Origin of the sequence: Paenibacillus sp. 22594 (assembly GCF_052044425.1) — a bacterium.
Taxonomy (GTDB): Bacteria; Bacillota; Bacilli; order Paenibacillales; family Paenibacillaceae; genus Paenibacillus_AQ.
Window position 1 is genome coordinate 51,897 of the sequence record NZ_JBQENA010000005.1, and the last position, 13,219, is coordinate 65,115.

The following is a 13,219-nucleotide window of genomic DNA, read 5'->3' on the forward strand; positions in this document are numbered from 1 at the left end:
AAAAAACAAACCAAGAGAGGGAGCGACCACACATGGCTTACTATTATGATCAGCCGTCCAGAACATTCAGCGAATTCCTGCTGGTGCCGAATCTGACGACAAAAGAATGCATTCCGGGAAATGTGGATCTTAGAACCCCGGTGACCAAATTCCGCAAGGGAGAAACGCCCGCCCTGTCGATGAACCTCCCCGTGACTTCTGCTGTGATGCAGGCCGTCTCCGACCATAATATGGCGATTGCCCTGGCCAAAAGCGGCGGAATTTCCTTCATCTATGGCTCGCAGTCGATTGAGCAGCAGGTGGAGATGGTCCGCAGAGTCAAGAAATTCAAGGCCGGCTTCGTGCTCAGCGATTCCAATCTTCGTCCCGAGGACACCCTGAAGGATGTACTGGAGCTGAAAGCCCGCAGCGGCCATTCGACCATCGCGATCACCGACAACGGAGAGCCTACAGGCAAGCTGATGGGCATTGTCACCAGCCGCGATTACCGCGAGAACCGGCTGCCGCCGGACAACGCGATTACCGGGTTCATGACACCGCTCGCTTCGCTGATCTATGCCAATGAAGGCATCTCCCTGACTGAAGCCAATGACATGATCTGGGATCACAAGCTGAACTGTCTGCCGATCGTGAGCAGCAGCGGCCATCTGGTTCATCTCGTGTTCCGCAAGGACTACGACAGCCATCAGGAGTACCCGCTCGAGCTGCATGACAGCAACAAGCAGCTGATCGTCGGGGCGGGCATCAACTCCAGAGACTATAAGGAACGTGTTCCGGCGCTTGTGGAAGCAGGTGCGGATGTACTCTGCATCGACTCCTCGGATGGTTACTCCGAATGGCAAGCCGAGACGATCCACTATATTAAGGAGACTTTTGGGGAGAAGGTGAAGGTTGGCGCAGGCAATGTCGTAGACAAGGAAGGCTTCCTGTATCTGGTCGAAGCAGGCGCGGACTTCATCAAGGTCGGCATAGGGGGCGGTTCCATCTGCATCACCCGTGAGCAAAAAGGCATCGGGCGCGGCCAGGCCTCCTCCGTCATTGAAGTCGCTGAAGCACGCCAGGAATATTACGAGAAAACAGGCATCTACGTCCCGATCTGCTCCGACGGCGGCATCGTGCATGACTACCATATCGTGCTTGCCCTGGCGATGGGGGCCGACTTCGTGATGCTGGGCCGCTATTTCGCCCGCTTCGACGAGAGCCCGGGCCGCAAACTGCTGGTCGGCGGCAACTTTGTGAAGGAATATTGGGGCGAAGGCTCCAGCCGGGCCCGCAACTGGCAGCGGTACGACTTCGGCAACGCCGACAAGGAGAGCAAGCTGGAGTTCGAGGAAGGCGTGGATTCCTTCATTCCTTATGCCGGTCGCCTTAAAGATAATCTGGATCTCAGCATCAGCAAAATCAAATCCACCATGTGCAACTGCGGCGCACTAACCATCCCGCAGCTGCAGCAGCAGGCCAAGATTACCCTCGTTTCTTCGACAACCATCTTTGAAGGCGGAGCGCATGATGTTATGCTTAAGGAAAAGGACAGATCATCATCCTGATCAAAAGCAGCCCGTGAACACAGAAAGCTTGCTGCGGCGGGATCATTCTGATCCATAAGGAGTCCACACAATGACGTCATTACAAAAGGTTCTGGTAACCAAAACAGAGCTGCAGCAAAGAGTCCAGGAGCTTGGAGCAGACATATCACGGGATTACGAAGGTAAGGAGCTGGTGCTCATCGGCATCCTCAAGGGAGCAGCCGTATTTATGGCTGACCTGATGCGCGAGATCACCCTCCCTATCGGCATGGATTACATGTCCGTATCCAGCTATGGCGCCAGCTCCACCTCAAGCGGCGTCATCACCGTTAAAAAAGACATCGACACCGACATCCGTGGCAAACATGTCCTCCTCGTCGAGGACATGATCGACACCGGCCTGACCCTGCAGCATCTCAAGCAGCTCTTTGCTCTCCGGGAGGCTGCAAGTGTCCGCATCTGCACCATCCTCAGCAAGCCCTCCCGCCGCCTTGCCGACATCCCCATCGACTACTGCGGCATCGAAATCCCCGACGAATTCGTCGTCGGCTACGGCCTGGACTACGCGGAGCAGTTCCGCAATTTGCCGGAGGTGTGGATTGTGGAGACAGGGGAAGAATGAGTATCTGATACAAGCAGTAAAGAGCCGCCACTGATCTTAAGTGCCGGCTCTTTTAAATTTCCCCGATAATCCAACTAGCGCATAACTATGAGTTAAAATTGATCTAAACTATAATTTCTCGGATATTCAGATTACGTTCTTTTGACAAATCTATAAATACCTCTTTCACTTTCACAAGGGGTCTGAAAAAATCCATAGGATTGTTCAATACAATTTCTCCTATGTGTCCATTGCTAAGCTGTACCTTTTTCCCGATCATATTAGGAAGCAGATGATGTATTAGCGCTTGCACGGGCTTCTCGCTCAGTTTACCGAATCCAAGCTCATAAATTTCTTGCAGAACTATTGAGAAGTTTCGCCTTGGCTGTTCCGCAGGAGTAAATGTCTTGCTGATGAATTCATTAGCCACAGCAACAATCTGGGCATAGGGATGGATTTTATCTTTTTGTAATCCAAGTGGATAGCCTGTTCCGTCCTCCCGTTCGTGATGCTGGAGCGCCACTAATGCAGTTGTATTATCGGTCAACGATTTGCGGATAATCTGATAGCCTGCCGCAGTATGCTTCTGAAGCTCCTTTTCTTCCTCATCATTTAATTGACCGACCCGGTTACGGATGGATAACGGAACGCGACTTTTCCCGATATCGTGGAGGTATCCTGCCTTGCTAATTTCAAATCTTTCACTCTTCGGATAGCCTAACCACGCAGCAATATAGTATGACAACAAACCAACCTGCAAGGAGTGATTGTAAATGGTCTCATCTTCTTTTTGGAAACTGAACAGTAGTGTAAGCACATCTTTTTGCTCATCCAGTTGCTCCAGCAAAGGCATTAGTGTCCATTTAATTTTCGATTGATCAAACTCTCCTGAGATTATAGCCTCCAAAAAGAAGGCTTGGTATTCCCTAAGAGACTCATCATAATTATGTTTGACTCTCAGAGGACGTTCTGTACCGTTGAATACCTCTCTGGCTATACGATCTTCTACACTGCCCTCAACATCCAGAAATTTAATGTCATGCTTATTCAGCAATGCAATATCCTCAAGACGGATTTTTGTCTTTTTTGCCAGCACATGAAGACCTTGACGGTTAAAAATATCGGTTTTCAGAACATCGCCGATCTTCAGTTTCTTAATATGTATTCTCACCTTGTGTCCCTCCGAAATAGATTAAGTCTTTATTATTCTATCGTATGAACACAACTTTTTATAAATAGTTCTTAACACCCCTCTCTGACCGATTCCGCATAACTTAATGCGCATCTTCTAACAAATTTTACCATGATTAGGGTAATATAAAACCCTCGCCTCCAATTATGGAGACGGGGGTTCATATCCATTATCTTGCGTTGTAGACGACAGGTGCTGAGACTTGCCTAGTTGTCCCTCACCCCAACTGCATCGTCGTAACGCAGGTATCGTCCTTCTCGAACGTGGAAATCTCGGATTCGGCTTTTTTGCCGTTATGCTCAATCGTCACCTGGTAGGTCTGGTCCCGCGGCAGCCACAAATCGATGAATCCGTTGGGCTGGGATTTCACGGTTTTGTTGTCCATGACCTTATTGCCGTCCGCGTCTTTGACCGAAATATTAAACTCTTCCTCGACCATCTCTCCCTGGCAGCCGGTCAGATTATGGGTTGCACACGGATGAGTCTTCTCGACGTAAGGGGCGATGGAGACAAAAAATTCGTCTGTCGGCAATCGATAGGTCGTAGATTTGTTTTCGCTCTCTTTAACAATAAGCTGTGTGGATGAAATAGACGCCGACTCGGCTTGTGCGGTACGCATGCTGAAGCTTTGCACCATTTGCTTGAAGCTTGGCGTGTCCATTTCAACCGCAGCCGTATCCGGTTTGCTACTCCCGTTCTTGTCTGTGGTTCCAGCTAACATATATGTTCCTATGGCAATAACAACCACTATTCCTGCGGCTACCAGAACTTTACTTCTCATCTGGACAATCCTCCTCCTGTCTCTTTCCCCTATTATAAGCGAGCCAGGACCGCTATAGACAAGACGAAAGCGTGACAAATCTCAGAAACAGAGCCCTTAGAACTCAAAAGAAAACTTGGCACTCCAATTCGCCCCGCCATCTTTGGTGAAATACAAGGTCGAGCTATTCAGATCTCGTACCGCCAGCCAGCCCTGATTATGATCTACGAAGGAGATGACACCCTCAAATCCCAAAACCGTCTTGGAGTTGCTCCACACCTGGCTGTTATTCTTGGTCATGCCGGTGCCCACCATCTGGGCCGCAGGCTGATAGCCCACCATGAAGGCCGTCGTTTTGCCGATCAGCTGCATATTTCCCGGACTGCCCGAACCCGGTCCCGTCTTCACTTTGGCCGCTCCGCTCCCTGGTGCTGGGCCGCCACCGGCAGTTTCCTGAGCGATGACCCGGGTCCAGCTGCTGCCAGCATTGGAGCTGCCATAGAGTGAATACGAGGTCTGCGACATTCCCGAACCACCGTAGAGTACGGTATACACCTGCGACGCATTCGCGTAAACTCTAGCATACTGCGGATCGCTATAAGCCGCGTTCATCCTCCGCTTCCAGCTGGCCCCGCCATCGATGGTTCTCATCACCTGGTAGCCGCTGCCTGGAACGATAACTACCGCCCAGCCGCTGTTACGGCTTGTGAAATCAGCTCCGCGCGTATTGGCCGGTGTAGTGATTTTGCTCCAGCTGACTCCACCATTGTTCGTATAATAGGTAGAAGCGCGGTTATAGCCAAACCCGGTTGTACTATCCAGGAATTCTATGCGTTCAAAAGTCACCGTGCCAGAACCCAGCCGCTTCCAGGTTGAGCCGCCATCCGTAGTTCGAATCAAGTACTTGGCTTGTCCACCCTGAACGGTTGCCAGTGCCCACCCGTGTACATTATCCGGATAATCGATCTGCTGAAAGCTCCATTGTCCCTGATAGATCTCCTGAAAGTGACAGCCCCCATCCGAAGTCCCGATGAGAAATCCGTTACCGGCCGCCCGTCCCGTATCCGCGTTCAGAAAATCCACAGCGGCAAAGGTAAGCGGGTCCGAACTCCCATCTGTATGCTTCTTCTGCAGCTTCTGCAGAATTCCGTGATCCCCGCTACTGCAGGACGGTGTTGGTGTTGCTGGCGCCGCTGCTGCTGCCATTGAAGCTGCTGTCCCCCATCCTGCACAAGTGAGCAGACCCACAGAGAGCAGGGTTAAAGAGGTTAGCTGTAATCGTTTAGTCCATTTCATAGTTACACCTTCTAGGGTATATTTACCCTGCTTGGCCATCACGAAGCGGAGGCTGCAGGTGCCGTTCCGGACTTCACTCGGGCAGTGAACACGGTGACCGCTTTTTTCAATAATGAGGCCAGTCCCAGGGTAAGCAGGATGCTGATCCCATTCAGCACAAGGTCGTTCACCTGCAGGTCCAGGCTATGCCGGAGATCCGCCGTAATTTTCAGCATTCGTTCATGAATCAGGTAAATCTCCAGGCTATGCGCGCCACAGAACGAGAGGAAGGGAAACCGGGACCATTTACGCTCCGCCACCCAGTGCAGCATCCCCGCAGTAAGTAAGCATAAGGGCAGTGTAATCAGGATAAAAGGATACCACCACAGTCCATAGCTCCACATATAGCCGCTCATATATTTTTGGCTCGCTGCCAGCAGCACTGCACCTGTCAGAAGCATCCCAAGATACACAATCCCGTTCCTCCGCGAGATCACCTCATGCTTATCGATCAGATAACCTACAAGCACTCCAACGAAGAATATCGGAATTCTTATCGTAAAAATCAGTAAATAGGACAGCGGTGTTCCAGATAGGACCACGCTAAGCAGAACTCCAACCAGACTGGCTACAGTAACAGTAACCCCCTTATTCCGCACCTTGAAAAAGTGCATAAACAGCGGCGTCAGCAGATACAGGACCAGCAGTGCAGGAACATACCAGTCAAATCGGCTGTCCAGCCCAAGCCAGAAGCTGAGCGTTGTCAGATTCAAGAGAACGTCCAACAAGGACATCTCACCCATCGCCCAATACAAGAGGCAAAACAGCAGCACTACCGGGAGATAAGTGGGCAGAATCCGCTGCAGCCTTCTTTGGTAAAATAGAGTGGTGCTGGTGTTTTTACGATAGGCGTAATATAGCCCCAAGCCGGATACCAGCAGAAAAATATCCACGCCGCCATATCCATACGCCTGCAAGGTGCCCAGAACCGGAATGGAGGAAAAATCCACCGTCGAGTGATAGAGCATCACCCACAGAATCGCCAGTCCCATGAGCTGGGTGCGGTACGTACTGATCTGCTTGTAATTAGGCTTGGTCATGAAGAGCCTCCTGAAGGGCCGGCAGCGGGCGGGAAGATGGGCTTGCAGGTATTAAGCTGGAGAGTTTTTTATAATTCAGCGAGAAGAGAATGCCCAGTGCGGCTTCTGCAACAATGATGAAATCCCTATTGGAGATCAAGAGCGGAATCGCAACAACACCCACGACGATAAGAACCCAGGGGACCGGATGATCCATGTAATGTTCTATGTAGCGGCCCAGCCACAGCAGGATTCTCATCGCCGCATAGGTGCAGACTAGGGCCAAACCCCACATCCACACAATATACAAGCGGCCCAGACCCAACCGGTCAAACGCCAGGATCAGAAACAGATGGGTAAACAGAAATAATAACGAATGCTTGCCGAAATACAGAATCAGATTTGTGGAAGCGTAGCTTTTTTTACGTCTGAAGAGATAAAAGGTCCCGAATAACACCATCAGCGACAGCAGCAGATATTGCACGGACATATTATATTTAACAAAATCCGCTTCATGCACGCCTCCGTAACTGACTACGGCAAGCAGCAGCCCGGCACACAGAGCTAGAGTGAGATTCACCCGATTACTGCACCGGTAGGCAAAGATTCCAGCCACAAACGCAAACATCCAGGGGAAATACGTAAACCCGATCGTCTCTGTGAACAAAACAGACTTGAGAGGGAAATCCGGCAAGCGGTGGCCGATGAAACCATGTACCGAATACGCTATCAGCGACAAAAGGAGGTAAAAATAGAGTGGAGGTTTGAGGTATTTCTCCAGAAGGTATACACTGAGCACTCCAAGTGCGATGATCTGAGGAACGTCCATAATCTTGAATGCCTGAATATCCGGTCTCCACATGAGATTATAAGAGAATCCGATGACAGCGAAGAGCGCATAAAAGCTAAGCATCGATCTGAAGCTTCGCCTGCGTGCCTGCAGCGTGGTTGTCACCCCGGAGACCGCAAAGAAAAGTACAGGAGCCAAACCGGCAACAATCTGAAATACTCGTTCATTGCCATTAAAATAAAGCGGAATATGCGCCATAATCATCAAAATACAGCTAATTCCCTTGATTGCATCCAATGAATAGTCATATTCCTTCATCCGCTCACTTTCCTTTCATTTCATATGATTACACATCAATTATAAAAAGAACCCCAACTCCCCCTATTTATATAACGATCACGTAAGAATATCAACCAGCTAAGGTAGTATTTGAAATAACTAGTTTGTACCATTGTCCTTACCTATTATTTCCTATAACCTAATGTATAACTTATATGTAAGGGGGCTGCCGCCAAGCTATGCAAGCACCGGACACATCTTTAGTGACAACTGCAGCGGAATCGACTTCCGCCACCGTAAGGACCCCTCGGCTCAAAGTGATCGACATGGTAAGAGGCATTACGATTCTGCTCGTGGTAGTAGGACATGCCGGCCTAACTCCAGTCGTTCTGAATGATATGTTCAGAGACTTCCGGCTTCCGCTGTTCTTCATCGTCTCCGGGTACCTCTTCAGCGCCTCCAAATATTTTGACAATTTCACATCCCTGCTGCGTACCCGAATCATTACCCTCGTCGTTCCCTATCTCTCTGCTGGACTCCTAAGCTACCTGCTCTGGCTTACACTCCGAACCATCGAGACCAATCACACCCCGGACATTGCTTGGCATGAACCTCTAGTGGCTATCGCTTACGGAACCTATTCCGGCGGCCTGCTCCTGAACATTCCCATCTGGTTCCTGGCCTGTCTGTTCATGACCCAGATTATTTTCTGCCTCAGTATGCGTTATCTGAGTGGACGCCCGCTCCTCCTGCAGCTTGCCGCCATGCTCTCATTAAGCCTGTCCGGCTATGCTCTAAGCACTGTAGCCTTCCTGCCCTGGAACATCGATGTCGCACTCGTTGCCCAGTTCTTCGTATTCATCGGTTACCAGCTTAAGCAGCGTCAGCTGCTCGCCAAGATCCGTATCTTCAACCTGGGCACCCTCCTACTAATGGTCATTTTCCTAGTCGCAGCCTACTTCAACAGCTATGTAGATATGAACAATAGGGAATACGGCAATCTGCTTCTTTTCTACACCGCCGGGATCGCCGGCAGCCTGCTCGCCATCCAAATGACCCAACTGCTCTCCAAATCCAGATTCTTCACTGCCTTCCTCACCTACATCGGCCAAGATTCTCTCGCCATCCTGATCTTCCACTACGGCATCTTCATCCTGCTGCTGAACTTCATGGAGCACAACGTCTATGACAGCTACCTAAGCTGGTTCCCAACCACAGTGATAGCTGTTGCAGGGTCGCTGGTGCTCAGTATGGTGGTGAAGCGGGTGCCGGGGCTGGGGTTTTTGGTTGGGGGGAAGGCTTGAGCCTTATGCACACTCAGTTCCCAAAACAAAAAAATGGTGGAACAGAGATATCCTCTGCTCCACCATTACATCCATACCATTTGCATAGATCGTTGTAATCCTACTCTTTACTTGGTGCCGGGGTGTAAATGACAGTCTTCTCAACCGTAGTTACTTTTCCAAAGCTATTGGTAACCTTGAACACAAATTTATTACTTCCTTCGGCCAAAGTGACCGATTTATAAAAGCTTCCATAACTGCCTACCAGCTCGTCGTTCAAATAGATTTTTGGATTGCTGTCATTCACATCCGTAGCATTGCCGCTTAGTGTAAGCTGTTTCTTACTAGTCGTTTCGGGAATATAGTCCAGAGTAAGAACGGGTTCGCCTACCGAAAATGTAATAGTCTTCGTAACAGGCTCTGAGCTTTTACCTAAATTGTTAGTTGCTTTGAAAGTAAAGACGTTTGCCCCTTCTTTGAGCGTTACAGACTTATTAAAAGAACCGTAACTGCCTACGAGTTCGTCATTCATGTAGATTTTTGGGCTACTGTCATTGTTATCTGTTGCTGTCCCGCTCAGGGTTACAGTCTTGCTGCTGCTAGACTCCGGGATCAGATCCAGTGTCAGTACAGGACCCCCTACTTTGAAAGTAATCGTTTTGGTGATGACAGCCGAGCTTTTGCCCAGACTGTTCGTTGCTTTAAAGGTAAAGATGTTGTCCCCCTCTTTAAGGGTCACCGACTTATAAAAAGAACCATAGCTGCCCACAAGCTCATTATTCATGTAGATTTTCGGACTACTATCATTCTTGTCTGTAGCTGTACCACTTAAAGTTATAGTCTTGTTATTGCTTGCTTCAGGAATCAGGTCCAGCGTCAGCACAGGTCCACCCACACTGAACGTAATCGTCTTGGTAATCACTGCTGAACTTTTGCCCAGGCTGTTAGTGGCCTTGAAGTTAAAGACATTCTCGCCTTCCTTAAGCGTCACCGTTTTATTGAAAGAACCGTAGCTGCCTACCAATTCGTCATTCATATAAATCTTCGGGGAGCTGTCATTCTTATCTGTGGCTGTTCCACTTAACGTTATAGTCTTACTGTTACTAGTATCCGGGATCAGATCCAGTGTCAGTACGGGACCACCCAAGGTAACAATAATCTGCTTCTCCACTACTGCCTTCTTCTCATACTTATTGACAGCAGTCACAACAATCTTGTTGATACCTTCCTTCAAGGTCAGCTCTTCACTGAAATCGCCATTATAAGAAACATAGGCTGTTTTGTCATTGATCGTAACCTTTGGATTGGTATCGCCGCTGTCCTTAACCTTCCCGGTAATCTTAACCGTAGGTTGATTGGATGTTTCCGGGGCCTGCACCGTGAGTTGAGGTCCTGAAGTCTGATAAGTGACCTGCTTAGTGACCGTGTTAGAGCGACCATTCGGCAGCACGGCCTTGATTACAAATTCGTAGACCTTCTCACCCTCATCCAGATCATAAGCCTCAGCAAAAGACCCATCTACATTCTCTACTTCTTCATCATTGATATAGACCTTCGCGTCAGCGTTCACTTTGCCAGTTACCTTAACGGTTGTGTCCGAAACCTGCTTCGGAGCCTGCACGTCCAGCTTCACATCCTGTGTAGCCGTAGTATAGGAAGACTTCAGCACACGGTACAGTAAAGTGGCTACAGAAGCACGATTAATCGGGCTATTCGGTCTGAATGTGCCATCCGGAAATCCTTGAATCAGCTTCTTATCCACAGCAACCGCTACTTCCTTAGCCAGTTGTGGAGTAACATCCTCATAGTCGTTGAATTTATAGCGGAGCACATCATCGGCGTCAACACTTTCGGTTTCCAGTCCCATAGCACGAACAAGCGCAACCGCAACATCTTCACGGGTAGCATTCGCCTGGGGATCAAAAAACGGCTTCCCCTTCATAGGGAAATACCCGGTGAGATAATCCTTGGCCGTTTCAACATACTTGTAAGCCCAGGAAGAAGAATTCACATCCGAAAAGGTCTGTGTTCCGTCCGAGACCAGATCAAGCCCAAAGGTCAGCGTAATCAGCTTAGCCAGCTGCTCCCGCGTTATTGCCGCTTCCGGCTTAAAGGAGCCGTCTGGATTACCTGTAATGATGCCTTGGCTCGCCATACTCTGAATCGCTTCATTTGCCCAATACGTCGTCTGTACATCCACAAAAGCATAAGACGATGTCTGCTGAACTACCGTCGCCGCATTAGCAACTCCCCCGCCCAGCAAACTCAGCAGCATCCCCCACACTGCCAACACTTTCATTGTCTTGCCCTTCACTCTCATCGCCCCCAACCAGAATAAGCAGTCCTGACTATCAACGTTCTACTCCCAAGAAAGAGAGTAGCCACTAGACTTGCAGGAATAATTATACATCAACTGGGTCTAAGGTAATAGTTCCTAAAAAAAGAAACGGAGGCCGTTAGGCCTCCGTCTCCGTTCCTTACCCACCAGCTTGTGGCGCTTCGATCCATGCTTCACCCACATACTATTCTATTAAATACCTATAAAGTATCTGCTATACCGCCCAAGTATCTTCTTTGCTAACCATAATATTGATAGGCATATAGCTACAGTTAGAATTGAAAAAAGTAAATATGAAAGTATAGTTCCTGATGCAAAATAACTCAATACAGTCTTATTAAGAACCGTAATTACATATCCTTGAATAAAATACAAGCCAAAACTATATCTTGCAAATATATCGAACTTATTTTCTAGTATGTGATCTTTAGTTTTAAGAAAATTAATAACCAGACAACATAATAGCACTTTACTCCACATGCGTAAAAATGCATTATCACCTAATGGACTATATTGATAATGTGTTTGTACGTTTATGATGTCTAGAAATAATAAAATCAAGAAGGCCGTAAAAATGATACCTTTATATTTATTAAAAATCGGAAATAACTGTTCCTTAAAATGGCTAGCAAACATTCCAAAAAGATAGATTGGTAGGAAATGAACAAAATTCTGATAAGGCAAACCATCGCGTGTAATAAAAGTAGAAACAATAAACAACAATGGTAAGCCATAATATAATTTTGGACGATTATCAATCATAACGAGTAAAGGAGAAGCAATAAAAAATATAATTATCATAGGAATAAACCAATACGTACCCATTGTTCCACTAATAGCACCAGTAAGTAGACCTTTGATTATTAAAGTGATATGTATATCTCTTGAATCATAAGCATTCCAAATCACCCCTGGGATAGAAAGGAGTAAGTATGGGGAAAGCACATAACTGGCTTTTGACTTTATATACTTTTTAAACTCATACTTTTTCAATAGATGTTGGAACAAAAAACCCGATATAAACACAAAAAGAACTGTACTATCTTGGAAAACAGCAAATAAAATATCAAACATAACAGGATTCATACTTTCAGTAAACGGAATAAGTGTGTGAATTAATAGAACCATTATAATAGCAATTCCACGAAAGTTATTTATGTACCTCAGAAACATTAATGCAAAACCCCTTTTAACTTAGTAGTATTAGTCTATCAGATTTGTCGAATTTTGTCCTAACATGTTAAGGTACGTAACAAGTATTCAAAAGATAAGAGACCTAACGAATAATCTTCGTCAGGTCTCCATATATTACAAATTACCAGCGTTGTGTATATCTAAATCGAAATAATCTGGACATAATTAATTAGAATCCAATTTGTAGACTTATCATAAGGAGCAATACCAACTTTGGATTTTGGATTTCGGTTCTTGGTTCTAATTTATAATCATTTCGTTAGTAGAACCAGCGCTTTATCTGCTCCAAGGCATTTTTGGCCTCAGGTCCATTATAGCCAAAAGCATTTCCAATCATCTTCGTATACTCGCTAAATGTGGTCTCCCGGCTGTACTCGTCACTCCACCAACGCTTAGCGTTGTAGCCAGAGTCCGAACCTATATAAGTAAGCTCAATCCCGGAATTCTTATAGATATGGTCGAAAAGCAACTTTACCCGCCGCATATGAAACTCAGAGGAAACAACGATAGCTGAAGTGAAGCCATGCTGCTTCATAATTGGAAGTGTCAGCTCGGCATTCTGGTAGGTACTACGCGCTGCATTTTCGGTCAGGATGGCATCTTGAGGAATGCCAAGTGCAAGGGCGGTTTGAAGCACGTCGCCGGAAGTACTGGTTGATTCTTTGGCATTGGAGAGAAGCAGGTAGAGAGCATAGTTCTCCTTGTATAGTTCTGCTCCTTTCTCAAGCCTGCCAGATCCTCCGCTAAGTACAATAATAACATCTGATTTCCGTTGATTCTGATTGACCTCAAGAAAACGTCCAGCATTATAGAAGAATAATGTAAGAATTAACAGAACGGGCAAGTACAGAAAGAGAATTCTCTTTCTACGCCTGCTCGTCATGCTACTAACCTTTATGTTC

General features: G+C 47.4%; 11 protein-coding genes. 3 read left to right on the plus strand and 8 right to left on the minus strand.

Annotated features, from left to right (window positions below):
• The first annotated feature begins 32 nt into the window (after positions 1–32).
• Entirely contained in the window at positions 33–1,547 is a 1,515-nt protein-coding gene (locus tag ACTJKB_RS17515; RefSeq protein ID WP_440835689.1) for an IMP dehydrogenase, read from the plus strand.
• A gap of 70 nt (positions 1,548–1,617) precedes the next feature.
• On the plus strand, positions 1,618–2,148 hold the full coding sequence (gene hpt, locus ACTJKB_RS17520) for a hypoxanthine phosphoribosyltransferase (RefSeq protein WP_074086556.1): 531 nt from the start codon (positions 1,618–1,620) through the stop codon (positions 2,146–2,148).
• A 103-nt stretch (positions 2,149–2,251) separates the two neighbouring features.
• Here hpt and ACTJKB_RS17525 read toward each other — a convergent pair whose 3' ends face one another.
• The 5 genes from ACTJKB_RS17525 to ACTJKB_RS17545 form a co-directional block, all read right to left on the minus strand.
• Positions 2,252–3,298: an HD-GYP domain-containing protein gene (locus ACTJKB_RS17525; protein WP_440835691.1), complete on the minus strand. Its 1,047-nt coding sequence runs from the start codon at positions 3,296–3,298 to the stop codon at positions 2,252–2,254.
• Between the two features lie 238 nt (positions 3,299–3,536).
• Positions 3,537–4,100, minus strand: coding sequence for a CueP family metal-binding protein (locus ACTJKB_RS17530; protein WP_440835693.1), 564 nt, complete (start codon positions 4,098–4,100; stop codon positions 3,537–3,539).
• A gap of 96 nt (positions 4,101–4,196) precedes the next feature.
• On the minus strand, positions 4,197–5,375 hold the full coding sequence (locus tag ACTJKB_RS17535; protein ID WP_440835695.1) for a WD40/YVTN/BNR-like repeat-containing protein: 1,179 nt from the start codon (positions 5,373–5,375) through the stop codon (positions 4,197–4,199).
• Positions 5,376–5,413: 38 nt separating this feature from the next.
• The gene (locus tag ACTJKB_RS17540) at positions 5,414–6,454 is read right to left on the minus strand and encodes an acyltransferase family protein (RefSeq protein ID WP_440835696.1); all 1,041 of its coding nucleotides are present in this window, start codon (positions 6,452–6,454) and stop codon (positions 5,414–5,416) included.
• Positions 6,441–7,541: a hypothetical protein gene (locus ACTJKB_RS17545; protein WP_440835697.1), complete on the minus strand. Its 1,101-nt coding sequence runs from the start codon at positions 7,539–7,541 to the stop codon at positions 6,441–6,443. Before ACTJKB_RS17545 ends, ACTJKB_RS17540 begins: the two co-directional genes overlap by 14 nt.
• A 200-nt stretch (positions 7,542–7,741) precedes the next feature.
• On the opposite strand from ACTJKB_RS17545, the gene ACTJKB_RS17550 reads away from it, so the two are divergent.
• The gene (locus tag ACTJKB_RS17550) at positions 7,742–8,806 is read left to right on the plus strand and encodes an acyltransferase family protein (protein WP_440835698.1); all 1,065 of its coding nucleotides are present in this window, start codon (positions 7,742–7,744) and stop codon (positions 8,804–8,806) included.
• 100 nt (positions 8,807–8,906) lie between these two features.
• On the opposite strand, the gene ACTJKB_RS17555 is transcribed toward ACTJKB_RS17550, so the two are convergent.
• The 3 genes from ACTJKB_RS17555 to ACTJKB_RS17565 form a co-directional block, all read right to left on the minus strand.
• Positions 8,907–11,099 (minus strand): S-layer homology domain-containing protein, encoded by a 2,193-nt coding sequence (locus tag ACTJKB_RS17555; RefSeq protein ID WP_440835700.1) that lies wholly within the window; start codon positions 11,097–11,099, stop codon positions 8,907–8,909.
• Between the two features lie 216 nt (positions 11,100–11,315).
• On the minus strand, positions 11,316–12,296 hold the full coding sequence (locus ACTJKB_RS17560; RefSeq protein WP_440835702.1) for an acyltransferase family protein: 981 nt from the start codon (positions 12,294–12,296) through the stop codon (positions 11,316–11,318).
• A 280-nt stretch (positions 12,297–12,576) separates the two neighbouring features.
• The gene (locus ACTJKB_RS17565; RefSeq protein WP_440835705.1) at positions 12,577–13,200 is read right to left on the minus strand and encodes a YdcF family protein; all 624 of its coding nucleotides are present in this window, start codon (positions 13,198–13,200) and stop codon (positions 12,577–12,579) included.
• Positions 13,201–13,219: the final 19 nt, after the last annotated feature.

What these genes read in the sequence shown, in the direction of transcription:
- ACTJKB_RS17515 (WP_440835689.1), top strand. Translation starts at nt 33, where the DNA reads ATGGCTTACTATTATGATCAGCCGTCCAGAACATTCAGCGAATTCCTG.
- hpt (WP_074086556.1), top strand. Translation starts at nt 1,618, where the DNA reads ATGACGTCATTACAAAAGGTTCTGGTAACCAAAACAGAGCTGCAGCAA.
- ACTJKB_RS17530 (WP_440835693.1), bottom strand. Translation starts at nt 4,100, where the DNA reads ATGAGAAGTAAAGTTCTGGTAGCCGCAGGAATAGTGGTTGTTATTGCC.
- ACTJKB_RS17535 (WP_440835695.1), bottom strand. Translation starts at nt 5,375, where the DNA reads ATGAAATGGACTAAACGATTACAGCTAACCTCTTTAACCCTGCTCTCT.
- ACTJKB_RS17540 (WP_440835696.1), bottom strand. Translation starts at nt 6,454, where the DNA reads ATGACCAAGCCTAATTACAAGCAGATCAGTACGTACCGCACCCAGCTC.
- ACTJKB_RS17545 (WP_440835697.1), bottom strand. Translation starts at nt 7,541, where the DNA reads ATGAAGGAATATGACTATTCATTGGATGCAATCAAGGGAATTAGCTGT.
- ACTJKB_RS17550 (WP_440835698.1), top strand. Translation starts at nt 7,742, where the DNA reads ATGCAAGCACCGGACACATCTTTAGTGACAACTGCAGCGGAATCGACT.
- ACTJKB_RS17560 (WP_440835702.1), bottom strand. Translation starts at nt 12,296, where the DNA reads ATGTTTCTGAGGTACATAAATAACTTTCGTGGAATTGCTATTATAATG.
- ACTJKB_RS17565 (WP_440835705.1), bottom strand. Translation starts at nt 13,200, where the DNA reads ATGACGAGCAGGCGTAGAAAGAGAATTCTCTTTCTGTACTTGCCCGTT.